The 24,721-nt window shown below is 49.6% G+C and carries 15 protein-coding genes; 10 read left to right on the forward strand and 5 right to left on the reverse strand.

Annotated elements, in window-relative coordinates:
* Position 1: 1 nt before the first annotated feature.
* From ADIS_RS08775 to ADIS_RS08785, 3 genes are all read right to left on the reverse strand, one after another.
* The gene (locus tag ADIS_RS08775) at positions 2 to 235 is read right to left on the reverse strand and encodes a hypothetical protein (protein ID WP_010854089.1); all 234 of its coding nucleotides are present in this window, start codon (positions 233 to 235) and stop codon (positions 2 to 4) included.
* Between the two features lie 149 nt (positions 236 to 384).
* A complete protein-coding gene (locus ADIS_RS08780; protein WP_010854090.1) occupies positions 385 to 1,650 on the reverse strand; it encodes a Putative polyhydroxyalkanoate depolymerase precursor in 1,266 nt (421 codons plus the stop codon).
* A gap of 113 nt (positions 1,651 to 1,763) precedes the next feature.
* Entirely contained in the window at positions 1,764 to 2,261 is a 498-nt protein-coding gene (locus ADIS_RS08785; protein WP_010854092.1) for a L,D-transpeptidase, read from the reverse strand.
* A gap of 288 nt (positions 2,262 to 2,549) precedes the next feature.
* On the opposite strand from ADIS_RS08785, the gene ADIS_RS08790 reads away from it, so the two are divergent.
* From ADIS_RS08790 to ADIS_RS08800, 3 genes are read left to right on the forward strand one after another with little or no spacing between them, the layout of a single operon-like run.
* Positions 2,550 to 4,139: an FG-GAP repeat domain-containing protein gene (locus ADIS_RS08790; RefSeq protein ID WP_238325415.1), complete on the forward strand. Its 1,590-nt coding sequence runs from the start codon at positions 2,550 to 2,552 to the stop codon at positions 4,137 to 4,139.
* Between the two features lie 59 nt (positions 4,140 to 4,198).
* A complete protein-coding gene (locus ADIS_RS08795; RefSeq protein WP_010854095.1) occupies positions 4,199 to 5,557 on the forward strand; it encodes a M24 family metallopeptidase in 1,359 nt (452 codons plus the stop codon).
* Positions 5,558 to 5,582: 25 nt separating this feature from the next.
* On the forward strand, positions 5,583 to 6,683 hold the full coding sequence (locus ADIS_RS08800) for a DUF6544 family protein (RefSeq protein WP_010854096.1): 1,101 nt from the start codon (positions 5,583 to 5,585) through the stop codon (positions 6,681 to 6,683).
* A 102-nt stretch (positions 6,684 to 6,785) separates the two neighbouring features.
* Here ADIS_RS08800 and ADIS_RS08805 read toward each other — a convergent pair whose 3' ends face one another.
* Positions 6,786 to 7,841, reverse strand: coding sequence for a linear amide C-N hydrolase (locus ADIS_RS08805; RefSeq protein ID WP_035805313.1), 1,056 nt, complete (start codon positions 7,839 to 7,841; stop codon positions 6,786 to 6,788).
* Between the two features lie 267 nt (positions 7,842 to 8,108).
* Between ADIS_RS08805 and ADIS_RS08810 the strand changes: the two genes are divergently transcribed.
* The 6 genes from ADIS_RS08810 (at position 8,109) to ADIS_RS08835 (ending at position 21,682) form a co-directional block, all read left to right on the forward strand.
* On the forward strand, positions 8,109 to 10,373 hold the full coding sequence (locus ADIS_RS08810; RefSeq protein WP_010854098.1) for a TIM-barrel domain-containing protein: 2,265 nt from the start codon (positions 8,109 to 8,111) through the stop codon (positions 10,371 to 10,373).
* Positions 10,374 to 10,735: 362 nt separating this feature from the next.
* Positions 10,736 to 13,936, forward strand: coding sequence for a SusC/RagA family TonB-linked outer membrane protein (locus ADIS_RS08815; protein WP_081634896.1), 3,201 nt, complete (start codon positions 10,736 to 10,738; stop codon positions 13,934 to 13,936).
* Between the two features lie 60 nt (positions 13,937 to 13,996).
* The gene (locus tag ADIS_RS08820) at positions 13,997 to 15,481 is read left to right on the forward strand and encodes a SusD/RagB family nutrient-binding outer membrane lipoprotein (protein ID WP_010854100.1); all 1,485 of its coding nucleotides are present in this window, start codon (positions 13,997 to 13,999) and stop codon (positions 15,479 to 15,481) included.
* A gap of 82 nt (positions 15,482 to 15,563) precedes the next feature.
* Positions 15,564 to 17,306: a hypothetical protein gene (locus ADIS_RS08825; protein ID WP_010854101.1), complete on the forward strand. Its 1,743-nt coding sequence runs from the start codon at positions 15,564 to 15,566 to the stop codon at positions 17,304 to 17,306.
* The gene (locus tag ADIS_RS08830; RefSeq protein WP_202900565.1) at positions 17,296 to 18,891 is read left to right on the forward strand and encodes a sulfatase family protein; all 1,596 of its coding nucleotides are present in this window, start codon (positions 17,296 to 17,298) and stop codon (positions 18,889 to 18,891) included. Before ADIS_RS08825 ends, ADIS_RS08830 begins: the two co-directional genes overlap by 11 nt.
* A 64-nt stretch (positions 18,892 to 18,955) precedes the next feature.
* Positions 18,956 to 21,682, forward strand: a complete 2,727-nt coding sequence (locus tag ADIS_RS08835; RefSeq protein WP_010854103.1) for a DUF6797 domain-containing protein — start codon at positions 18,956 to 18,958, stop codon at positions 21,680 to 21,682.
* Between the two features lie 85 nt (positions 21,683 to 21,767).
* Here ADIS_RS08835 and ADIS_RS08840 read toward each other — a convergent pair whose 3' ends face one another.
* On the reverse strand, positions 21,768 to 23,336 hold the full coding sequence (locus tag ADIS_RS08840; protein ID WP_010854104.1) for an L-serine ammonia-lyase, iron-sulfur-dependent, subunit alpha: 1,569 nt from the start codon (positions 23,334 to 23,336) through the stop codon (positions 21,768 to 21,770).
* 189 nt (positions 23,337 to 23,525) lie between these two features.
* Between ADIS_RS08840 and ADIS_RS08845 the strand changes: the two genes are divergently transcribed.
* Positions 23,526 to 24,401: an AraC family transcriptional regulator gene (locus tag ADIS_RS08845; protein ID WP_010854105.1), complete on the forward strand. Its 876-nt coding sequence runs from the start codon at positions 23,526 to 23,528 to the stop codon at positions 24,399 to 24,401.
* Positions 24,402 to 24,721: the final 320 nt, after the last annotated feature.

A 24,721-nucleotide genomic window follows, 5' to 3' on the forward strand; every position in this document is an offset into this window, starting at 1 on the left:
CTTAGCTGTCATGTTCGTCCAGATTTCCGAATTCGCAGAGCACCTTAATAGATTCTTCGCTCACGAGAATGGATTCTCCTGCCAGCAGGCTGGAAATGATCTTTCTTTTTTGAATCCGATTATAGTAGATTAGTGCCTCGTTGATATATCGATTTCTTGGCGTTTTTATTTTTTCTAGTAATTGCTCGGTTTCTTCGTAAACGATATCGTCAAGCTTTATAGATAGTGTTCTCATGTCTTTCGATTTTTGAATATCGTAAAAGCATTCGCTAATTTAGAAAACTCAAGCTGTTTTTCTTGGAATCTGTATTCTGGCATGACCGCTATTCGGCGAGGACACCGGCGATATGTTCCGGTGCTTGCTCGTTTGGTTGCTTCGGTTGTTTACTCCTCCAACCGCTTATTATCGATGACCGTAAGTACACAGGAAAAGGCCAAATGAGGGTCTCCCTTTGCCGATAGGGTACGGTAAATTACCGGAAGGGATCGGTGGAAGGTCTTCTTGGCGATGGTAGCACCCTGGTACTTGATGGTAACGGGTGCGTCCAGATCCAGCATTTGATCGTTGAGGTAGATGTGAAGCCTACTGCTGTAGTTGGACAGGATGTTTACCTCGTTGCGGGAGGGATTGTATTCGGCGATGACCTCCCCGCCGGTTTCAATTAGCTCTTCCGGAACCCCCAACCAATAAAAGTCGGTGTGGTGCCGGTCATCCTGCTTCCATACCACTTTCTCGGGTACCGGGTTTCGGGTAAAGTCGGACATCCATGCCAGCGCGGAAGCATCCTGCAGTTGCATCCAATGGCCCTTGCCTTCGTGAAGTACCACTTGGTGTATATAGGTACCGGGGGCATTGCGCTCCAAGCTGTCCAGCAGCTGTTTCCATTCCTCCGCTTTTTTGTTTCGGTCATAGGCGGCATCCAATGCCCCCATGTGTAGTGCAAAGGGCGTGTTTTTTAGCCCCAGCGGTGAGGTTTCGTTGGGGTGACCCGCCATCATGGATACGGCCGCCCAGCGATCCGCCATGCGGGGAGCCAATTGAAAGACGCCGTCGCCGCCCGCGGAATATCCCAAGAGGTATACCCTGTTGGGATTTACCTTTTCCTTTGCCACGGCAAGCTGTATCAGACGGGAGAAAAAATCATCGATGTGCGCTTCATGCCAAAGGTTCCAGGTATTGGTTGGCGCACGCGGGGCCAGGTAGATGCCTTCCAGGCTGCCCATGGCCTCATCGTACAGGTGTTTTTGGTTTTCGTACTGACGGTTGTTGGTTTCCGGGCGGGTGTTGCCGCCTCCGTGCATGGAGATAAACAGGCTTCGGCCTTCCGCGGGTTCATCCCCGAATGTTTGGTAAAAGAATGGCATTTGCAGCCCTTGGTAGCTAAGCTCCCGGGACTCCCATTGATTTCCGAAATCGGAGAGGAGCTGGCGTTGTTTGTCTTGAAACAGCAGGTCGATGCTAAATTCCGCCTCGGCCTTTGTCAGTGGCTTTTGCGAGAATGCATGTCTTTCGAGTGGTTCCCGGTCAGCACTCTTTACGGCCAGCCAATCTTCCAACTCCCGTCGGAGTTCCTGGGAGCTGGCTTGCTGTCCATGGCAGCCTACCAGCATAGCCATCACAAAAAGTGAGCGTATGAAAAGATGCTTCATTATTTTCTGTTATAAACTTAGTTGGTTTTGGTCTTCTTCGGGGTTGGTACCTTTTTCTTTGAAAGCTGTGCCGTCCGATTCAGGGTGTTTGGGGTCAATCCGGGTGGTTTGGCCTATTTCAGTGCATCCCACTCCAATTTGCTCGCCCGGCTCTTTTGGTATTCCAGCATCATTTTCCAGGTACCGTCTTTGATCAACAGCCCGTCAAAATGGATGTAATAGCCGTTCTGTTCACCGTTCTGTTCAAACGAATAGTAGAAGATACCGCTTTCATAGGCAGTGGTCGGGTCACCTAATCGCCGGTTGAAGCGGAAAGCCACCGATGATGTTCGTTGGCCTGCCTTGGTATCGTCAAATTCCTTCTTCCAGCCGGCCAGGGCCGTGGCGATAGGGTAGGCTTTTTCGCCGATGCCGGAAACCAAGGTTGCCTTTTCGTCAAACGTTTCTGCATAGGCTTCAAAGTCACCTTCGGCAATGGTGCGTGATACTTCCGTCCAGAAGGCGTCCAATTCGGCTAATCGCTTCTGCTCCTGGGGGTCGCTGTTTTGCGAAAATCCGTAGATGGAACAGAACATAAAGAATGCTACTAGGTTGATTTTCAGTTTTATCATGGAAATACGTTCGGTTTTTTGTAAATGAAAGGATCAGTGTTTGGTTACAGGGTCATAAAGTGTACCTTCAAAAAGGTAAATGAATCTAGATGAAAGTCACCGAAAATCGAAGATAGGGAATTATTCCCGCGTGAAAAAGTTTCGACTAACCCGGCTTCCCCGTATATTGGAAACGGTTTTTTGGGAAGGTGGTTTTCGAGCAAAATCCCTCAAATCACTGGAAACGGAAAAGCCGGCCTGAATCTTGGAATCAGCTATATTTGGGCGTACGTATAGAGAAACAACAGCATGAGCCAACAGCTAGAATTTGAGAACCACCCAAAGAAAGCAGTTCGACGCCTTGGGGTTTCGTTTGGCTTAGCCAAAGGACGAAAGTGGATGCTGTTGCTCTTTTGGCTTCTGGTAAGTACATCACTATATGCGCAGGAGGAGGCCTTGGAGAGGGGGGCGATCCTGGCCAGGAGCTATTGCAGCACCTGTCATGCCTATGCATCTCCCGATCTGCTTCCCAAGCGCATTTGGAAATCCAGTGTCCTCCCCCAAATGGCGGCCCTAATGGGATTTCGCGAAGCGCAGGATAGTCTGGGGGTTTGGGAAAAGAAATCAAAGGAGGAAATCGAAATCGTCAAAAGCCTAGGGGTTTATCCTTCTTCCAGCCTGATAAGCCATACTGATTTTAGGGAGATTATGGATTTCTACAACGCAACGGCTCCGGAAGAGCTGCCGAACCAGGCCGTACGACAACAACCGGAACGGTTGAAGGGATTTAGCCCCAAGTCCCTGTTTATAGAAGGGATAAAAAGCCCAAAGACGAGTATGGTGGCCATCAATGAAGAGCGGGAGGAGCTCTTTATTTCCGATGCAACAACCAATCAGCTGTACGTGAAGGTACTGAATGATGAACTGTTTACCCTTCCGGAGATATCCAGTCCTGCTGTGCAGTTTATCCGCAAAGCACCGAATGTCTATCAATTTCTGACGATCGGTTCCATAGCACCCAGCGACCTTGCGGCGGGTGCGCTCTACGAGATGGATTTGAACGTCAGTGCCTGGAGTCAGGTACTGCAACAGCTAAAACGTCCGGTGGATGGTGTGTGGGCATCGATCTTTGAGCAGGGCAGAGCGGATTTGGTGATCAGCAATTATGGCCATAACGGAGGCAATCTGTCCGTTTACCGGGGAGGGGCTATGGCTTCCGTCCCGATTCGGCTGGGCGGTCCCGGTGCCAGAAGGGTAGAGGTCGTGGATCTGAACAGGGATGGTAAACCCGATATTGTTGCGCTTTTTTGCCAGGGAGATGAGCGCATCTCTGTTTTTTACAATCTGGGCGGGGGAAATTTTGGGCCCGAAAAAGTGCTGCTGAGGTTTGCTCCCGTGATGGGCAGCAGTTATTTTGAGATGCATGACTTCACGGGTGACGGCGCATTGGATCTATTGGTTAGCAATGGGGACAATTGGGATTATTCCGCCGTTCCCAAGCCTTACCATGGCTTTCGGATTTACGAAAACCTAGGCAACGATGAATTTCGGGAAGCGTGGTTTTACCCACAATACGGCGCTGCCAAAGCCATGGCGGTTGATTTTGACGGAGATGGAGACCTGGACCTCGCTACCATCGCTTTTTACGACGAACTGGATCGTCCTGAAGAGCAGTTTTTGCTATTCGAAAACCTCGGTGGAATGAATTTCCGTCCCTACTATGTTCCCGAGGCTGCCGGTGGCAAATGGCTCACCATGGATGTGGGAGACCTGGATGGCGATGGGGACGTCGATATTGTCCTGGGAGCCTACCTGCACAATACGCTGGAATATAGCAAATTGCTGATGAGGGGTGTCAGTGAAATCCCCAGTGTTCTTATCCTGGAAAACAAGCCCTGATTTGCCGAGCGTTGTGATTTCCAGCTCCTACTTGTATCTTTATCAAAACGATGTTTACCATGAATTCAAGAATTTTACTGCTTTTGCTCTGGATTGGATGCGGTTCCTTTGGAATGGTTCGGGCGCAATCCCACCATGTATTATCCCAGCGCGAACAGGCCGCGGTAGTAGACCGATGGTTGGAAGAGCGGATCAAAACCCTGCTGCCCACGTTGATGGACCGTGCAGGAATAGACATGTGGGTGATTATCTCCAGGGAGTACAACGAAGACCCGGTTATCCGGACTTTTTTACCGGCTACTTGGCATGCGGCCAGGCGTCGCACCATGTTGATGCTGTACAAGGCTCCGGGCAGTAGTGAGGTGGAGGCCTTGGCTGTGGCCCGCTATGACGTGGGCAAATCCTTCCGAAAAGCCTGGGATCCAGACACCCAGCCCGATCAGTGGAGGCAATTGGCCGAACTTATCGTCGAGTGGAATCCATCCACAATAGGGCTTAATTTTTCGGATGATTTTGGGCATGCCGACGGACTGACCTATACAGAGCGGACCCTGTTGCTGGATTATTTGCCGGAGAGCTTCCATCAACGGATCAAATCGGCACAGCATCTGGCCGTCGGATGGTTGGAAACCCGTATACCCGAGGAAATGGCGACCTACCGGCATATACAGTCCATGGCGCACGATATTATCCAAGAGGGTCTTTCGGAAAAGGTCATCACCCCCGGTATTACGACCACCGACGACGTCGTCTGGTGGTACCGGGAGCGCATAAAGGAACTTAAACTGGATACATGGTTTCACCCTACTGTGGACATACAGCGTGCGGATCCTTCCAATGAGGGACAAAACAGTTCTTTTGCCGTGCGCGCAGCATCTGAGGTGATCATGCCGGGGGATTTGCTCCACATAGATTTTGGCATTTCCTACCTGCGACTAATGACCGATACCCAGCAACTGGCCTATGTACTAAAGCCAGGGGAGACCGATGTGCCGCAAAGTCTGAAGGACGCCCTCCGCGTGGGCAACCGCCTACAGGATATCCTCACGGGGCATTTTGTAACGGGCCGTACAGGGAACGAGATCCTTCGGGAAACCCGTAGACAAATGCAGGCAGAAGGGATACGGGGCAGTATTTATTCCCACCCCATGGGCTATCATGGACATGCGTCAGGGCCCACCATAGGCATGTGGGACAATCAGGGGGATACACCCGGTGCCGGTGATTATCCCCTCTACCCCCATACGGCTTACGCAATCGAGCTGAATGCCCTGGTTTTCCTGCCCGAATGGGGCAAAGAAGTACGGATTCTCTTGGAGGAAGGTGCCTACTTTGACGGCGAATCGGTCACCTACCTCAACGGGAGACAAACCGAATGGCTTACCATTCCGCGGGTTAGGACGTATTTGGGTGAGTAGGGATAGCCATTAAACCGATACCTCGATGAAGACTCTTTTTTTGGCGCTGGTTTTTATCCATGGATCCATCCACCTGTTGGGATTTGTAAAGGCGTTTGGGTGGAAGGATGTGAAGGAACTTACCATTTCCATTTCCAAGCCTATGGGCGTACTTTGGCTGGCCGGGATGCTTTTGTTTTTTGTTTTTGCCTGGCTACATAGCACCAAAGCCACCTATGCATGGGTTTTTGGGATTGCCGCGGTATTGGTTTCACAGCTGCTTGTTTTCATGCATTGGCAGGACGCCAGATTTGGGACCTTTCCGAATGCAGTTATACTGTTGGTTTCCATCGTATTGGCTGGTTCCTACTATTTCCAAGCCAGCCTATCGGCTGAAATCGCCCAGTTGACCCACCGGGCACATAGGCCGGAACCCAGGATTCTTACGGAAGCCGATATAGGTGGATTGCCGGATCCGGTACGGCGGTGGCTATCGACTTCGGGGGCAGTAGGGAAGCCTTTTGTTCGGGTTGGGCGGGTTGAGCAGCACGCCGCGATGAAAATGCAGCAGGATCAATCGAGCTGGTATGATGCCAGAGCGGTTCAGTACAGCACCTTTGACCCGCCGGGCTTTGTTTGGTCTGTGGATTTGAAATTGAACCCCATGCTGGGATTTGTGGGCAGGGATCGCTATATGGATGGGAAAGGGGAGATGTTGATCAAGCTGAACGCCCTGCTTCCCGTAGTGAACGAAAGAGGTGAAAAAATCGACGAAGGAACCCTACAGCGGTACTTGGGGGAGGTGGTTTGGTATCCTTCCATGGCACTTAGCCCCTACATAACCTGGGAACCATTGGATGAAAACAGCGCCAAGGCAACCATGAACTATGCTGGCACGCAGGGAAGTGGTGTTTTCCACTTTTCGCCTTCGGGGGATTTTATTCGGTTCACCGCGTGGCGGTACCGGGGCAATGAAATCGATGCTTCCCGTTCCGAATGGGTTTTGTCTGTCGATGCCAATACCGAGTTTGGAGGGGTACGGGTACCTTCCGAGATGACCGCTACATGGAGGCTTCCCGATGGGGATTGGACATGGCTGAAATTGGCACTGACCGACCTTAGGGTCAATGGTGAGGCACTCAAATGAACCAGTGGGTCAGCCTCCGGAAATTGTGATGCATTTACTTGTTCATGGAGAAGAACTTGGCGAACGATGAACCCATCAAAACGCCAAGTGCTCTTATCCAACTTATAGCCCCACGAACACAAATGGCTTTGATTTTTTGAAGGAGGCAGATACCTCGCCTGCATAGGTTCGGTGGTTGGATAAATCCAGTTTTCGAACGCCTGATTTTTCGCTGAAGTCAATTTTCTTCAGGTCTACCCAAAAGGTATTTGGCGTCAGAGAGGTTTCAAAGTAGTACACGAGGTTCTTTTGGTCAGCTACGCAACGCCACCGAGTAGTTGACAAATTAGGATATCCCTCTATTTGGAAGCCATAGGGGACGGACACGTTTCTGATCACGCTGAACACACCCGCCACCGCTATACGGGTATCCTCTGTCTGAGGGATGGATTCAATAAAAAAAGACGCGCGTACAAATCGATCAGCGGCAGTCACTGATCCGGGTAGGAAGGTTTTGCCGGGGATGTTCTGCCAGTATTTGGAGATGGCCAACTGTTGCTCATAAGGAGGATCATTGGTCATGACGGTATACGAAGGGTCGTGGTGAATCACCAACCTGCCCTCTATGTACTCGAGAATGGCGTTGTCCCCACCGGAATCCGAGATTGACAAATGAACGGTCGTAAACTTGTCTGTTCCGGGAATAAAATCGGACACAACGGCAAAAGACTCCTTTCCCAGTTCTTCAACCGCTTCGGCAACGGTTGCAAAATTGTCCAGGACATACTGCGCCCACAGAGAGATTGCCATCCCTTTTGTATCTCCATCCTTATTGAATGAGGGATAATCGGACTCTACGAGCCAAAGCATATTGGCCACCAGTCCTTTTTCGTTCATGCCATCCGCAATGGCAATATCCCAGGTGCTAACGCCCAGGCTTCCGTATTTGGAAACCCATTCGATGGAATTCGGCCCCACCTCACCGCTCCGTTTCATTCCCCTGGGAAAGATCCATTGATTGGCGGGGATCTCGATGGAGAAATCCATGGTTCGCCCGGTCAAAACTGTGTTGTTGGGGCCTTTATACACTACCCTGGTGCAGGCGTTTGATCTGAAACCTGCTGCCATCAACAGGATCAAGATACAAAAAGCGTTGAGGAATCGATTTCTTAGTTTCATTTGCTTAGTTTTTTGGTAATCTGACCATTTATATTTTTTGCGATTATTGGTTTATATAAAGAATAAGATAAAGAACCACATAGAATAAAGATGGTTTACTTGTTTTTCCAAACCAAACGTTTTCTTTGGACTTTACTAGGTTTTATCCCCTTCCGTAATTGAAATTCTAACCGTAAAGGGAACTTCACTTCGATATCAGCGTAAAGGGAATATATTTGTTGGCGAAATCACCCTCGATTATCTTAGGAACTAACGCGAAAATTAAGTATGCAAGAATTCAGAACACATGGGCTTGCCCTTTTTTTACGTGCTACGTTAAGGATGTTTTTTGCGTTTGCTTGGCTACTGTTTTTTTCGCAATGTATTGATAAGGAAACCGACGTTACAGAGAGTGACGGCGAGGTTGTCATTCATGCGGAGAGGTCACTGGAATTTGTGGTGGTCAAGGATGGCTTTCGGTTTGGCTTCCGAAAGCCAGACGGAACGGTCTTGGTGCAGGCACACACCGAGTCCGGTCTTTTGGCGGGTTCTCCCGAAGACCTGCGCGGTGCCCAGACAACGCGCTATCTCGGGAAGTCCGACGGAGGCTACCTGTTTGAGGTTGGTTTGGGTGTCGATCTGAAGATCCTTGTTAAGTTGAGCCTGACAAGAGACGCTGCTTGGTTTGAGTTGGCACACGAGGGCAGTGAACCCATCGCCATGGCGTTACGTACGGCAGGAGTAAGTCCAGGATATGGATTGGGTGATGTATTGACAAATCTGCAGCGCGTACCAGCGAATCAGGGCCGATTTGATACGGAGATAACAGGCTTTGAGAGTTACGATTTCAATTCGTCGAGTGGGGATGTTTCCCGAATGGTGAGCAATTTTGCCATTTATCCGGCCAATGAGTTTGCCGTGATCAATATTGACCCGGGCTCCAAGATTGTGGTGAGCACGGAAGAAGCCATTGTTCAGGGGAGTAGATATACCCAAAAGATAGATGCCCTGTATTTTTTCTTTGGCTCACCCTCGCAGATTTACAAAAGCTTCCTCGACGCGAGGAACAGACATGGGTTTCCCGTAATGAAACCTTCCTACGAATTCTATGGGGTTGGCTGGGAGGCTTGGGGCGCGTTGGCTTGGAAAACCTCCCAAGAAACGGTAAAGGAAGATATAGATAGGTACCTAGCACTTGGTTACCCCTTGCGATGGATGGTGGTCGGTTCAGGTTTTTGGCCGCAGACGGCGGATAAGTATAAATCTACCACGAGTTTTGGCATGTGGGATAAGGAAAAGTACCCAAACCCCGAGGAGTTTAAAAACTATTTTAGGGAGAAGGGGCTGAAATTCCTGATTGGCTTGCGGATTGCCTTTTTATTGGACGGACCCTTTACTGCGGAAGGGGTGGCGAATGGCTACTTCATCCAGGAAGACGGGGCACCGAAAGTCTACCGTATTGATTTTCCTGAAAATCCAGTGCACCTATTGGATGCCCATAACGAGAAAGCCGTGGAATGGTATGTGAACCTATGCGATACATGGGGGGTAGATGGATTCAAGGAGGATCTGTATGGCTATTACTATTATCAATTCCCCGACGACAAAATTGATCCGGTCAATGTGGCATTGAAGGAGAAGGGGTATATGATCATGGTAAGAAACGCCTACCTGACTTCACCCGGTGAACTTCACCGAATAGATGACTTCAACTACGACATGAATCAGGATCGGGGACCGGTCAACTCCCTCACCCTTGCCTACAGCGGTTTTCCATTAACGTATATGGACATCATCGGCGGGCTGTTTGGGGGCAGGGATTTTGATGGCCAGGTATCTGACCGAATCAAGACCTACTTGATGAGAAATGCGCGGATCGCGGCCCTGCATCCGGGCATGTCCATGGGGAAAGGGCCTTGGCACTACCGGGATTCCTTGGTCTCCCGGGTTCTTTTGGAGTCGGCGTTGCTACATGCGAGGTTACATCCTTACCTATATAGCAATGCCATTAAATTCTACCAGGATGGCTATCCGCATACCATGACGCCACTTCCAATTGCTTTTCCGGACGACCCATCCGTTCACCATAGGGAAAATCACCGGATTCGGGGCTATCAATGGATGATAGGAGATGCCCTCATGGCCTATCCCCTGTACGGGGAAGATTACGAGACGGCACTAACTAGGGACGTTTACTTGCCTGAGGGAACCTGGATGGACTACGATACCGGAGATACCTATACCGGTCCGCTTATGTTGAAGGATTTTGAAATTCCGGTGGAGAAGACCCCCCTTTTCGTAGGTGGAACGGGAATCCTCGTGGAAGAGATAGCTGGTGTGCTCAAGGGAAGGGTTTATCCGATAACCGAGCGGGCGGAATCCGTATTTTTTGGGAGGGATGGAGAAACCAAAAGCGTTATTTCCATAGATAGTCCAACTTGGGAAAACCCCGAAATCGTAGATCTTACCACTGGGCAGGAAGTGCCTTGGGAAAAAAGCAGGTTTGCCATCGAGTTTATTGTTGAGATAGGACACGATTACCTGGTTCGGTAAGAGCGTAGCTGTCCGGCTTTAGGATGGGACAGAGGGGTAGCCCGTACCTTTTACCGGGGGAGAATAAAAGCGATTCGGTTGAATGTGCCGTTCCGTGGATTCGGAATGTTTTGTTAAATAACTGTATTGTTTACAAAAATCAGAACTTGATCACCTAAGGGTGTTTTTCACTGAAAACCGATCGAATACAGCCAAATAAAAGATGGCGATTTAACTTTTTTGATACATGATATTTTTATTTGATTCCTTCTTTTCCGAAAAACAAGAAAGAAGCTAAGATACCATATTTTTTGGCTAAGATGATGGAGTGTTTCGGATTTAATCCCCCTTAACTTTAAGGTAATCTTACAAACTTTACCATTATGTACACAACGTTTACTAAACTAAAATTTCGCAGTATGTGGCCCATGGCGGTTTTCATGCTGTTATTGGCCGGATTTGTTCCGGAGGCTTTTGCGCAACGGAGGGTCAGCGGTACCGTTTCGGACCAGACCAGTTCACCATTGCCGGGTGTTACTGTTTTGGCCGTAGGAACAACCTCAGGTACGGTGACCAATATAGAAGGACAGTTCGAATTGATGGTGCCTGCCGGTTCAGAGCGGCTTTCGTTTTCCTTTATTGGTTTCGAAACCCAAACACTGGAAATCGGTTCGCAGTCTGTATTTAATGTGACGCTTCGTGAGGATTCCAAAAGCTTGGAAGAGGTAGTGGTCACAGCCTTGGGTGTGCAGCGAGAACGAAAGGAACTAGGGTACACCGTACAGGCCCTGTCGGCGGATGAGTTGCTGGCTACGCAGGACAATAACTTTTTGAACGCCCTGAGCGGAAAATTGGCAGGTGTTCAGATCAACCAAAGTGGTTCCCAAATTGGCGCCTCTACGAGAATCGTAATCCGGGGCAACGCCTCTTTTGCCGGTAACCAGCCTCTCTTTGTAGTAGATGGTGTGCCGATGGACAATACAAGCAGTAACTTGGATGGGGCAGGTGGACGTGATTACGGAAATGCCATCGCGGACATTGATCCTGAAAACATCGCCTCCTTAACCGTTCTAAAGGGTGCCAATGCGGCGGCCTTGTATGGTAACCGCGCTGCAAACGGGGTTATCCTGATCGAGACCAAGCGGGGAAGCAAAACTCGACAAGGCTTGGGTGTAGAAGTCAGTTCTTCAATGGTGTTTGACCAGCCCGCTTTCTTTATGAATTTCCAGAATGAGTACGGAATTGGTCAGCGAGGCGGCGAGTACGACTGGCAGATGTACCTTCAGAACAATCCGGGATCGAACCTTTCCTACAACGAGTATGCCAAGCGGTTTAGCTATAATTACGTAAACGGCATAGGTGGCGGTGTAAACGAAAACGCAACGTCCTGGGGCCCTCGCTACGATGCCGGCCTACTTCTTGATCAATGGATCAAGGGTCCCAACAGCCCTTGGGTTTCCAACCCCAACAATATCAGGGACCATTATTTCCAAACCGGTACAAACCATGTCAACCAAGTGGCCGTCACCGCCAATGGAAAAGAGGCCAACGGACGGGTGGCCTTCTCCAATCGAACCATGCAGGGGATATTCCTGAACACGGATCAGACTGTAAATACCTTTAACGCGAACGTGACGTTGAACCCCCATGAAAGGTTGACCGTTGGATCGACTTTCAACTATGTAAACCGTAAAAGCGACAACATCCCGGAAGTTTCCTACGGATCCATGACCCGACTGGCTTGGGGTGCTTTTAGGCATATTCCATTGGATGAGGTAAAAAAGATATACCATGAGCATGGCAATGAATTGGGAAGTGGGTACAACCTGAACGTAAACAACTTCTTTTACGACCTGGACCAAACCAACGCGCTGAACAGGGAGCGGTTTTTCGGTAACTTTACCGCTGCCTATGAAATAAACGATTGGCTAGTAGCAAATACCATTGTGGGGCTGGACTACTATAACGAAGAGAGAAAGCAAATTACGCTGTCCCGAACAAGGGCCAATATCAACAACAGAAGGGGAGGGCAGTTTTCACAGTGGGATGAAAACCGACAGGAATTCAACACAGATATCCGCTTGGATGTGAACAAAGACCTGAACAGCAACCTCAATCTGATCGGTCTGGTAGGAGGTAACTTCAGGTTGAACAAATTCAACAGCATGTTTCTCAGCGCGCCGGATCTGATTGTGCCGGACCTTTTCAACATCGGCAACGTAAGAGGTACCCCTGGGGTGGGAATGATCGACTACCGTAAGGAGAACTACAGTATTTACTCTTCTGCATCCGTGGGTTACAAAGGCTATCTTTTCTTGGGCGTAACAGCCAGAAATGATTGGAGTTCCACACTTCCAGAGGCCAATCGATCCTATTTCTACCCCTCTGCCAACCTGTCCCTTAGTTTGACGGATGCGTTTGCGATCGGTTCGAAGAACTTCAACTACATGCAATTTAGGACCAGTTGGGCGCAAGTGGGTGCCGATACCGAGCCCTATCAGTTGATGGGAACCTACAGTACCTCTCTTTTCAATAACGTAGCCATATTCAATTCTCCTGCTGTTCGGCCTCCGGCAAACCTTAGACCGGAGATGACCACTTCCTTTGAGATTGGTACCGATTTCAGGTTTTTCAGCGACCGGCTGTCTTTTGATGCAACCTACTATCGGCAGGTGACGGAAGACATGATCCTGAATGTGCCCACCGCCCGTTCTACCGGATTCGCTTCCCAGCTGATCAACGCTGCCAAAATTGAAAATTCCGGTATCGAATTAATCGTAAGGGGCTTGGTGATGCAGAAGGGTGATTTCAGTTGGAACAGCACCGTGAACTGGGCTAGAAACAGGAGCCTAGTAGCGGAACTCTATGAAGGACTTGAGAACATCACAATCAGCCCTGGTTTTGGTGGTGCTAGAATGGTGGGAACACCTGGTCAGCCCTGGGGTGATATCAGTGGTTTGCCTTATGTAAGGGATAATGCGGGAAACATCGTCATTGCTCCGAATGGCACACCTGCTACCACCAACCAACAGAAAATCCTCGGAAACGTGACCCCTAATTGGATCGGAGGCTTGCAAAATACCTTTACCTATAAGCAGTTCTCCTTTGGTGCCTTATTGGACGCACGGGTGGGAGGCGACTTCTTCAGCGGTACCTACTGGCACTCCTATCCGACCGGAGCCTTTGTCAATACGGTTCAGAACAATGTGCGTGCAGAAGGCATTATCGTAGAAGGCGTGAAGGGTGATGGTACTCCCAATGACGTTCGTATCTCTGCCCAAGACTACTTCAACGGTGCCTGGGTATGGAACAACCACGAGTACTCAATCATCGATGGTTCTTTCCTGAAACTTCGTGAATTGACCTTTGGCTACACGCTACGGGCATGGAAGTTTCAAAACATGAATTTCTCCGTTTTTGGCAGAAACCTAGCCATCCTGCACCGAAGTGCAAAGGCGAAGGAATTGGGACTTGATCCTGAAGCTGCTTCGCAGATGGGTGGTGGAGAAAGAGGAACCGGCTTCGAAAACTTCATGGCACCTACCACCAGATCTTACGGGTTTAACATTAGGCTGACCTTCTAATCTGCGTATGCTTTTGACATACCCGGTTTAGATACGTTACCTTCCTAAAATGCTGAAATTATGAAAAGTTATAAATCCAATTTTATTCGAGCAATCTTCTTTTGCTCCCTACTGATCTCCACTTCCTGTATGGACAGTTGGACGGAAATGAACATCAATCCTAACCAGCCCTCTGTTGTACCGGCTACGACCATTTTTGGTTCCGGCATGACCGTCATGGCAGGTCAACTGTTTGGAGAGCGTATCGGTATATACTACGCAGGTACCTGGTCCGGTCAGTTGGCTGCCATTGGCGCGGGAGACTACGAGTTTAGGGTGGACATAAACAATGGACAATGGGACAACCTGTATCGGGCCATGGCCTACTTTGCCGACGCCAGGAGGCATGCCTTCCGAGAAGGAAATTCCAATCTGGCGGCCGTGGCCTTGATCATGAAGGCCTACACCGCACATCAGGTGTCCGATATGTGGGGAGATATCCCTTATTCAGAGGCATTTCGCCTACAAGATGAGGATATTCTAAATCCCCGTTTTGATACCCACAAGGAGGTCTACACGCATATCCTAAATGAACTTGAGGAAGCGCAGGCGTTGCTGAGCCCCTCTGGTCCTGCGATCGGTGAAGGGGACTTTCTGTATCGCGGTGATATCATGAAATGGAGAAAGTTTGCCAATTCCATCAGGTTAAGGGTCGCTATGCGTATGTCGTTGGTAGAGCCGGCTGCGGCCGCACAGGTACTGGGCCAAATCTTTGGCAATCCCTCGTCTTTTCCGATCTTTGAGACCAATGCCGACAACGCCTACCTATGGTGGCCTGGCATTGCAACCAACAACCTGGAGCCTTGGAGAGCGAGGTTGGGTGTGCCTACCAACAAGCAGGATCAGTACCGCACCAACCACGACCTGATCGATCCCATGTCAAACCTGAATGATCCCAGATTGCCCGTGTACGCAGATAAAAACCTTAACGGGTTCTTCAACGGGTACCGAATGGGCATCGGCCAGACCGGGTTTCCATTGAACAACAACCAGAATGTGTCCCATATCGGAAACCGGTTTGGGTACGACGATCGGGGATTTTCGCCTTTTATGCATGCAGCGCAGGTTTGGTTCATCCGTGCAGAAGCACTTGAGCGAGGCTTGATTTCAGGCGGTAATGCCAGAGAAGCGTATGAGCAGGGAATTCGAGTCTCCATGCAGGAAAACGGTATCTCAACGGAAGCCACAAATGCCTATTTGTTGGAGCCGGAGGTTGCTTGGGGTGGCGGAACCAGCACAAATCTGGAGAAGATCCGCATGCAAAACTGGCTCAGCCTATACAAACAAAGTGTAGAGGCCTGGGCAGAGGTAAGAAGGACCGACGTGCCTAAACTCGTGAACGTAAGCAATGACTACGCCATGAGTCATAACCGCCCTCCTTTCAAGATGGCCTATCCGGCCAACGAGATAGCCTTTAACGAAAGTTTCCCCTTTGACAGGGTTGTGGAGGTGGATATTTTCTATGGCAAGCAACTGTGGTGGGATACCCGGCAGGGTGTTTTTTAAGACAAACCTACAGTTGCGTGCATATAACGGGTTTTGGGGCAATCCCAAAACCCGTATCTTTCTTTAATAAAACGATAGGCGTATGATGCTTGATTTCCCAAAATATGTATTGATTTTGTCGGTGGTACTTTTGACCGTTCTGTTGCCGGCGCGGTGGGTTTTTACATCGGACGGAAAAACCACGGATCCGCCGGTGGAAATCGTCAAAGGAGGCAATGGATTGCATGGATATATAGGATACCAAACCCCGCGCCGGCCTGAAGGATATGGAGCCGGGATAGGTTTTTATACCGCGGTTTGGCCCTTGGTGGAAAGGCCGCTCGCGGGTTTTCAGATCGGCCTCCCAGGAAACTGGATCACTCCGGATAATCCAGACAACAAAGACATTCCCTGCTGTCCCGAAGGAACCATCGCCCGAACTTGGGAGCCTAGAGGGCCCACGTGGTCCAGTGTGTTCCAGACGCAGGAGGGAGGTCTTGGCTATTGGCGGGGGAACAGGTACCACTACGGTTCGCCCAAGTTCAGCATGAACGGTGTGCCGGACTGTTACAATTCAGAAATAGCCTCTCCCGGATGGCCGTTTTTTTACCGAGCTGAGGCGCTTCCAGAGGATCAGCTGGGCATTGCCCAGCTCAGCAATAGCATGTTGGTGCCACCCGATGGAATTACCTTCGAAGGGGATCTTCAGGGTAAGTTTCTTGGCTATACCCACATGGCCCTCCCGCTCACTGAGGCCAGGCCGGGACCACCTGCGACAGGAGATCATAGTTGGACGCTTTTTTTGAATGCCGAGAATTTCAAAGGTCCGGTGGCCTTTTATATTCCTGAAATGTGGAGCCGTCTTTCAAAGGACTATCCGATCATTGAAGGCATGGGGCTGGATGCTCGGGAAGGAATCATGGGAGGTGGCGGAGCCATGGAAATCAATACCGTTCCGTCCTTTGAATGGCAGGATGCCAATGGCGATGTCTATGTGAAGATTCCCCGCCTCCAGTTCCCGTTGGATGAAAGTGGCAGGTCTGTGCTGGTACAGGATGTGACCTATTACTCCAAAGATGCGTTGTTCAATTATTTGCTCGAATGGAAAAAGTCTGGGAAATCCTACTCCGGAAGGTTCGATGAAACCCATGCTTGGAAGCCGGAGCTGAGTCCCAGAGCGATCAGACTGGACCAGCGTGACGCGAAGGAAAATGCCCAGAAGGACTTAACCAACTTGGAGGGGGTATTTGAGACGATTGTTACTGATTCCAATGCCTTTGGCCTCGCATGGAGCGACAATCCCTATGCTGAACAAGGTCATTTTCCGCAATATTTTAAGCAGCAGGGCGATAAGCGTATTCCCATCCGGCTGGATGAAGTACCGGAAGCGTTGTTGAAAGCCGAATTTCCCGGAGCAGAAACAGAGGCTAACTATGTGAATTGGAGAAATGGCAACGAGATTGTCGAGGGCAATTTTATAATTGACAAGAAAGCTCCCTACGCTACGCCCAGCACGGGTGGATGGGTAAGCCCGGGGCCATCCTCAGATGCATACACCGTCCTTTTAAAGGATGGATCTACCGTCACCTACAAATGGTACCGATTTGTAGATCAACCCTCCTTTCAGCGGTTGGGCTGGAGTAATGAAGAGAAGAAACAATTACAGGCATTTGTGGAAAATATCCATCGCCATTGGGGAATTGACCAAGAATATATGGCTCCACCTACGACAGGTAGTTTGGTAGCGATTGATCCGGCATTGCTGGTGACGCCACCGAAGGGCATGGAATATGGGTATGTACCCATCGTTATCCGTCAAGAAAATCTATTGCTGAGTGAACGTTGATAGATGCTGCAAACCGTTGATAGCGGGATGCGTTAGCCTAGGGGTGTTTCGTTGGTTCAAAGGCTGCTTGATAGGAGCGTTCCTCGTAGTGGGAACGGTTCAGTCACCTGTGGAGGCAGCCCGGTTAGACCCGACCCAACCAAATATCCTAATCGTTTTGGTGGACGATTTAGGGTATGGTGATTTGGGCTGTTATGGGCATCCATATATCAAGACCCCCCATCTGGATCGCTTTGCACAGCAAGGTGTCAGGATGACGGACATGCATTCTGCCGCTACGGTTTGCTCGCCCGCCAGGGCGGCACTGCTCACCGGTCGGAATCCCTACCGTAGTGGTTTTTACAATATAACCGGGTTTTTTGGGGCGACGTTGCAACGGCAAGAAATAACCTTGCCACAACTTCTCAAGCAGCAGGGGTACGAAACGGCTTTTTTCGGGAAGTGGCACCTTTCCAAACTTGAGTCCGAAAAGGAGATGACGGTCAATGAGGCGGGCTTCGATTATTCCTTGGCTACGTCTGTCAATGCCTTTGGGACCGGCCCCAAAAACCCGGAGAGATTTGTCCGCAACGGTGCTCCTGTCGGAAGGATGGAGGGTTGGTACATTGACATCATTTCGAACGAGGCCATGGAGTGGATCTCCCAGAAGAGGAATCCCGAAAACCCCTTTTTCATGATCCTATCCAGCCACGAGCCCCATACGCCCATAGACCCGCCACCGGCCTATAAGGAGATCTACCGGAATATTCCGCAGGCTGAGTTGATTGCTTTGGGCCACTATGGGGGAGTGACGCGTCCCGAAAAAGCCGATGTGGAAGACTTACTCGACTATTATGCCACGGTCTCGCAATTGGACGCTTCCTTTGGGGAACTGATGAAATTTCTGGAAGAGAGTGGACTGAGCGAGTCTACCTTGGTGATTTTCACCAGCGACAATGGCCCCGAATACCCGGTTACTTTCGATGAGTCGAAGGGGGCATGGGAAGACCCTCTACGGGACAAGTGCTTTGGCAGTCCCGGAGAACTTCGTGGCATGAAGCGTTTCCCCTACGAAGGGGGACACCGTGTACCGGGAATTGCCCGGTGGCCGGGTCGTATTCCCGCTGGAACGGTCAGTGATGAGTTGTTCAATGGAACGGATTTTCTTCCGACACTTTGTGGATTGGCAGGTACACCGCTGCCAACTGACCGAGCTATCGATGGGGCGGATGCTTTTCGGGCTTTTTTGGGAGAGGCCTATGAACGGAAGACTCCGGCTATGTGGTTTTTTCTCTTGGACGCGTCGCACATGCCGGGCATGGCACAGATGGCGATGCGAAAGGATGATTATGTGCTCATCGGAAAGTTTGCACCGGATCAGCTTGGAAACCAAGAAGCCTTGCAAGGAACCTTCCCCAAAGTGGATTGGCTAAAAACAACCACCCCAATTGATTTTGAACTGTACGATGTTCGGTCAGACAGGGCACAGCAAAAGGATTTGTCCCTGCTCGAACGGTCCAGATTGCTTAATCTAATCCCCCAAATGCAACGTTTGTGGCTGGAAATTCGGGACGAGGGCCCCTGGTGGGGGAGAGATTCCAAATAATGTAGTAATTTGAGGACAACAAATAGGTGAATTATTCATAATGATAAAACGAACATTTAAATTGATGAAAGCGCATTGGGGACTGGCCAGTCTCGTTTCGGTTATGGTATGCCTAACTTCCTGTACCAAGCAGTCTGGGACAGGTGCCGAAGAATCAGGTCTGGCAGGAAATTTTATCTTAAGTATGGACGATCTACCCGATTACGAGCGGGATATCGATCATAAGACCTTGTTGGAGGGGCTCATTAATCGACAGGATGAGGCGCTGCGCGTGGGTGACTACATTTACAACAACAATTGCTTCAATTGTCACGGAGATGCGGATCAGGAAGGTTCCATCCCTACTGCCTTTAAATTTTGGAGCGAGGCTTTCAAGGTAGGCAAGGATCCATACTCCATTTACCAAACCCTTACCAGAGGTTACGGTTCAATGCCGCCCCAAACCCATTTGACTCCGTTGGAAAAATACGATATTATATACTATATCCGTGAACGCTTTTTACGGGACGACAATCCCGATCAGTACACGGAGATAGATGATGCCTACCTGGCCACCTTGCCGGAAGGGACAAATACAGGGCCTTTGCCGGGTGCGTTTCATCCCTGGGCAGACATGGACTATGGCAACTTTCTTATCAATACCTACGAACTTGCCGGCCTGGATGCGCCGGTACGTCCCAGGTCAGGAGGTGTTCCGGCACCGCTCCCGGACGAGGATTTCTCCTACGCCAATTTCGCCTATAAGGGCATTGCTGTTCGATTGGATGAAGGTGCGGGAGGCGTCGCAGCCGGAAAGGCTTGGCTGGCGTTTGACCATGATTTGATGCGTGTGGCCGGTGCATGGACGGGAGAGGGCTTTATTGATTGGGAAGGCATTCTGTTTAACGGCAAACACAATATTTCGCCCCGTACGATCGGGGATCTGCACGTAGAAAGCAAAACACTTCCGGGGTGGGCCCATCCCCAATCAGGAAGTTTTGAAGATCCCCGATTCACCGCCCGAGATGGCCGTAAATTCGGCCCCCTGCCCCGGGAATGGACCCAATATAAAGGGCTCTACCAATACGGCGACAAGGTTGTCTTGTCTTACACGGTAGGTTCTGCCAGCGTTTTGGAAACCTTTGGTTTAAGGTACTTGGGAGATGCGCCGGTTTTTGTCCGAGAAGTAGAATTGACCTCCGTCAAAACTCCCCTGACGATGATGGTTGCTAAAACCGGTACGTCCGTAGCCATAGTGGGGAATGGGGCTGAGCTGAAAGAGCAGCCTGGGATGGTAGGATTGGAAATCCAGCCTGGAGAAAATCGCCGGATTACCATCTTGATGGGCAAGCCCGGTCTAAATGGGTTGGAAGAACTTGCCAAATCATGGGGCAATCAGGAGCCGCTTCGGCAATTTACGAAAGGTGCAGCCGGTAGATATCCCCAAAAGCTGACGACCAAGGCGATCCTTGGCGAACAAGAGGGACCCTTCCAAGTCGATATTTTGAATCCTCCGTTTGATAGCCCTTGGAAGAATCAGTTTCGCTTGAGCGGAATTGACTTTTTTGCCGATCCAAATAAGGGGGTGATTTGTTCTACCGACGGAGATGTGTGGTTGGTGGAGGGGTTCACCAAGACCCCGTCTACCTTGACCTGGCAACGTATAGCTTCCGGATTGTTTCAACCGTTGGGGGTGAAGGTAATCAAAGGCCAAATTTTCGTTACCTGTAGGGATCAGCTTGTTCGCTTGCATGACTTTAATGGAGACTTGGAAACCGACTTTTATGAAAGCTTCAATAGCGACCATCAGGTTACGGACCATTTCCATGAATTTGCCATGGGCCTACAGACAGACAAGGAGGGGAATTTTTACTATGCCAAAAGTGCACGGCATGCGAGAGAGGCTCTGGTGCCCCAGCATGGCACCTTGCTTAAGGTAAGCAGTGACGGGAAAACCACCGAAACAATTGCCACCGGTTTCCGGGCAGCCAATGGCGTCTGTCTCAACCCGGATGGCACCTTCATTGTAACCGATCAGGAGGGACATTGGAACCCAATGAACCGGATCAACTGGGTGCATAGGGGAGGTTTTTACGGAAATATGTTTGGATACAATACACCTCCTGATAGCACTAATTCCGGCATGGAACAACCCTTGGTTTGGGTGGAACGGGACATCGATCGGTCTCCGGCTGAGCTTCTTTGGGTGGATAGCAAAAAGTGGGGGCCGCTCAACGGCAAGCTGCTGAATCTTTCGTATGGCTACGGAAAGATTTTTGTGGTACCCCATGAAAAGGTAGATGGGCAATACCAAGGTGGAGTGTTTGAACTGCCCATAAAGCGGTTTGCAACGGGTATTATGCGGGGACGATTTAATCCGGGCGATGGCCAACTGTATGCCTGCGGGCTTTCCGCGTGGGGATCTTCCCAGCCACAGCTTGGGGGGCTCTATCGTATCCGGGTCACCGACACACCCATGTATATCCCAGTGGATATCAAGGCGGATAAATCCGGGATTGTACTGACGTTTTCCGAAAAGCTGGATGCAGCCAGTGTTCAGCAGGTGGCTAATTACACGGTAAAGACCTGGGATCTGCTGCGATCCAGAAAATACGGCTCAGGCCATCACAATGAGAAGGAATTATCGGTGGCAAGAGCGGAACTCCAAGCCGATGGAAAAACGGTCAAGCTATTTTTACCTGAAATAAAGCCCACCTGGGTAATGGAAATTGATTTCAACCTCTTAAATGAGAAAGGATCGGAAGTAAAGGGGCTTGTCCAAAATACGATACATACCTTGGGAGAGGTATAGTCACCGCCATACGAAAAAAAGGGCGAGCCGATTACAGTTTATCGGTTCGCCCTTTTCCTATTTGCTAGGTTTATTGGATTGCCTATCAACAGCTTTTGTAAAACTGCTGCTGTCCTAACCGTTTTTCAATTTCCTTTGCGGTTTTTGTGATTGACAATCCACCCAGGTTGGTGCATCGGAGGGTATTGGGTATGCTCTTGCCCACTTGGTACATGGTCTCGATTACTTCATCCAACGGGATCAGATGGTCGTAATTGGCGAGAGCCATATTGGCGCAGGAAAGTGCGTTGGAGGCAGCCATCACGTTTTTGTTAAGGCAGGGGGCTTCCACCCGGTTGCCGATAGGATCGCAGATCATTCCCAGCGAACTTTGCAAAGCCATGGAGGCTGCGGATAGACTTTGCTTTAGCGATCCGCCTGCCAAGCCGACGATGGCCGCAGCTGCCATCGACGAGCCTGATCCACATTCCGCCTGACAACCACCGACTTCTGCTGCAAAGGTCGAGTGCGCAGCGATAAATATACCGATCAAACCGGCAATCATCAGGGCCTTTACTGTGTCTTCATCTGACAGGCCGAGCGTATCGGCTACAGCCAACACAGCACCTGGCATGGCCCCGCAGGAGCCGGCCGTGGGAGCAGCCACTATAACCCCCATGGAGCTTTTTACTTCCATGATGGCTGATACGTATAGGATGATTTTGTTTAATACCTGGCCGTCCACCAATTTTTTTTCATCCATCATGGATTTGAACGTGACGGACTGTGGACCCAGTATTCGATCTTCAAACGAGGTTCCTGCCAGCCCCGTTTCCACAGCGTTTTTCAGGATAACCCGGATCTCCTCCATTTTGGCCAACACTTCCTGTTCTGAGATGCCTCCGCGTATGCTTTCGTACCTGACGGCCAGTTCCCATAGAGATAACTGCTCGCTTTCGTTGTAGGCAAGCATTTCCTCACAGGTGATAAAGGGCACGGTCATGTTTTTTCTGGCGCCGATAGGAAGTACGGGTCGGATTTCCTTTACCTCATTGCCGTTGCCCAAGTTGCTGATCTTGTCGATTATGGACGGGTTTAGGAACTGTTGTGACTTTATTTCGATAAACGGCTTCTTTCCTTCTCGAAGATTCATCTCATCGTACTCACAGTTGTCTTCAATGAATTTCATCAAAGGTGCCGAATCTTCTGTGAAAATCAGCGTGACGTAATAATCCCCCGCGTGCGATACGGGAGCTCCGTCGATTTCCGTAATTTCGATCATGCCGCCACCCGTGGAGATCCCTATTACCTCGTGGGATTCCCAGGGGTTTTTCAGGTTGATCTTGTAGGTATTGGGGTGTTCTGCTGCGATGTCTCTAATGTGGATATCGCATTGGATACCAGCGGCTCCCAGGTGCATCTCTGAATGGAGCAGTCGCTCATCATAGGCTTCCCAGCCCAGAAAGCCACCAAACAAGCCCATGTCTGACCCTTGGTCTTTATGGGTGGTTGCAAGGGAACCATTCGGATCAAATTCAATTTCAATCTTCGAAATGCTTCCGGCCATCAGGTCATGGCAAAACTTGCCTATGCGTAGGGAGGCTGCACAGTGTGAACTGGAAGGGCCCCGCATCACTGGCCCAACAACGTCGTTGAAAATACTCGGGTAGCTCATGGTTAAGGATGTAAGTTATCAGTAATAAAGATAGCGTAAATTAGAACGGGACTATTTTCAAATGTTAGCCGATTTGTATGCTATGTTAGCAAAATGAGCCTATTTTTTATACTTTCTTGCTTTAATTTTTTTATCGCATTAAATTAGGTACTGTTAGCAATAATTGGCAATTTCTTAAACACACACACTATGCAGCCACTCTACTTCAAAGTACCCCGGTTAAAAGAAGAAACGGTTCGAGTTGAATGTTGGGATCTGGACAGTTTCTTCGAGCCTGTGCATTTCCACGAGGAATTTCAGATCACCTTGATCCTACAAGGCGAAGGGTCTCTATTTGTTTCCGAAAGTGTGGTTCCCTTTCAAAAAGGAGAAATTTACCTATTGGGAAAAAACCTTCCCCATGTATTTCGAAACAGAGAATTGGATTTCTTTGTAGGTCAGGGCAAGAAGGTGAAGGCCATTTCGGTGTTCTTCAACCAAGACGTGTTGAAACCCATTTTGACGGATATACCCGAAGCTTATGCTGTTCAAAAGCTGGTTGATTCCTCTGTATATGGCATACGGGTTTCCCATCAAAAGCAAGAGTCTGTAGGCCAATACCTCAGGGCTCTCCCCAGCAAAAACCCATTCGGGAAATTTTTGGGTTTGTTGGAGATTTTGGAGATGATCTCGAAGGACAACAACCTTGACTTTGTCTCATCACTTGGGCTTCCTCTACATTCAGTTCAGGAAAATATCCCCAAAATCAACGTGGTGTTTGACTATGTGCGAAATAACTACAACGAGAAAATCACTTTAAAACAGGTGGCAGCCATGGTGAATATGTCTCCCACAGCATTTTGCCGGTATTTCAAGTACAAAAGTCAAAAGACCTTTTCACGTTTTCTCATTGAGGTGCGTATAGCCAATGCTTGTAAATTACTTTGCCAGGATGATCTGAATACCTCCGAGTGCTGTTATCATTCGGGCTACAATAACCTATCCAATTTCCATAAGCATTTTAAGAGTGTAACAGGGATGACCCCGCTAGAGTTTAGAAATAGCCTAACGAGGACTCCTGACTAGGTTTCATGGGGTGGAAAAAATCCCAGGGCAGGCGCTTGGCTTCCTGCCTTGGTCCTAGGCTCCAACTGGGACGTACTTGCGTTCAAACGGATATAGAAGCCAGTTAAACCCGATGACGTTAAAATACCACACGATTTGGTTAATAAATTGGAATACTTCATCGGCGCGATTGAGCTAACTTTATACCACGTAAAGCGAAGTCCCTGTTTGGGGCTTTCATTTTATGAAAAAACCAACCTACTAAAGCTGTAAAGTCGTTAAAATAAATTGGGCTGTCCCCAAAGAGCTTCCAAAGCTTACCGGTCTGCCGAGTTGATTTC

It is taken from the genome of Lunatimonas lonarensis (assembly GCF_000390185.1).
GTDB classification, from domain to species: Bacteria; Bacteroidota; Bacteroidia; order Cytophagales; family Cyclobacteriaceae; genus Lunatimonas; species Lunatimonas lonarensis.

Coding starts and splice junctions, on each gene's coding strand:
- ADIS_RS08775 (WP_010854089.1), bottom strand. CDS start 235: ATGAGAACACTATCTATAAAGCTTGACGATATCGTTTACGAAGAAACC.
- ADIS_RS08780 (WP_010854090.1), bottom strand. CDS start 1,650: ATGAAGCATCTTTTCATACGCTCACTTTTTGTGATGGCTATGCTGGTA.
- ADIS_RS08785 (WP_010854092.1), bottom strand. CDS start 2,261: ATGATAAAACTGAAAATCAACCTAGTAGCATTCTTTATGTTCTGTTCC.
- ADIS_RS08790 (WP_238325415.1), top strand. CDS start 2,550: ATGAGCCAACAGCTAGAATTTGAGAACCACCCAAAGAAAGCAGTTCGA.
- ADIS_RS08795 (WP_010854095.1), top strand. CDS start 4,199: ATGAATTCAAGAATTTTACTGCTTTTGCTCTGGATTGGATGCGGTTCC.
- ADIS_RS08800 (WP_010854096.1), top strand. CDS start 5,583: ATGAAGACTCTTTTTTTGGCGCTGGTTTTTATCCATGGATCCATCCAC.
- ADIS_RS08805 (WP_035805313.1), bottom strand. CDS start 7,841: ATGAAACTAAGAAATCGATTCCTCAACGCTTTTTGTATCTTGATCCTG.
- ADIS_RS08810 (WP_010854098.1), top strand. CDS start 8,109: ATGCAAGAATTCAGAACACATGGGCTTGCCCTTTTTTTACGTGCTACG.
- ADIS_RS08815 (WP_081634896.1), top strand. CDS start 10,736: ATGTACACAACGTTTACTAAACTAAAATTTCGCAGTATGTGGCCCATG.
- ADIS_RS08820 (WP_010854100.1), top strand. CDS start 13,997: ATGAAAAGTTATAAATCCAATTTTATTCGAGCAATCTTCTTTTGCTCC.
- ADIS_RS08825 (WP_010854101.1), top strand. CDS start 15,564: ATGATGCTTGATTTCCCAAAATATGTATTGATTTTGTCGGTGGTACTT.
- ADIS_RS08835 (WP_010854103.1), top strand. CDS start 18,956: ATGAAAGCGCATTGGGGACTGGCCAGTCTCGTTTCGGTTATGGTATGC.
- ADIS_RS08840 (WP_010854104.1), bottom strand. CDS start 23,336: ATGAGCTACCCGAGTATTTTCAACGACGTTGTTGGGCCAGTGATGCGG.
- ADIS_RS08845 (WP_010854105.1), top strand. CDS start 23,526: ATGCAGCCACTCTACTTCAAAGTACCCCGGTTAAAAGAAGAAACGGTT.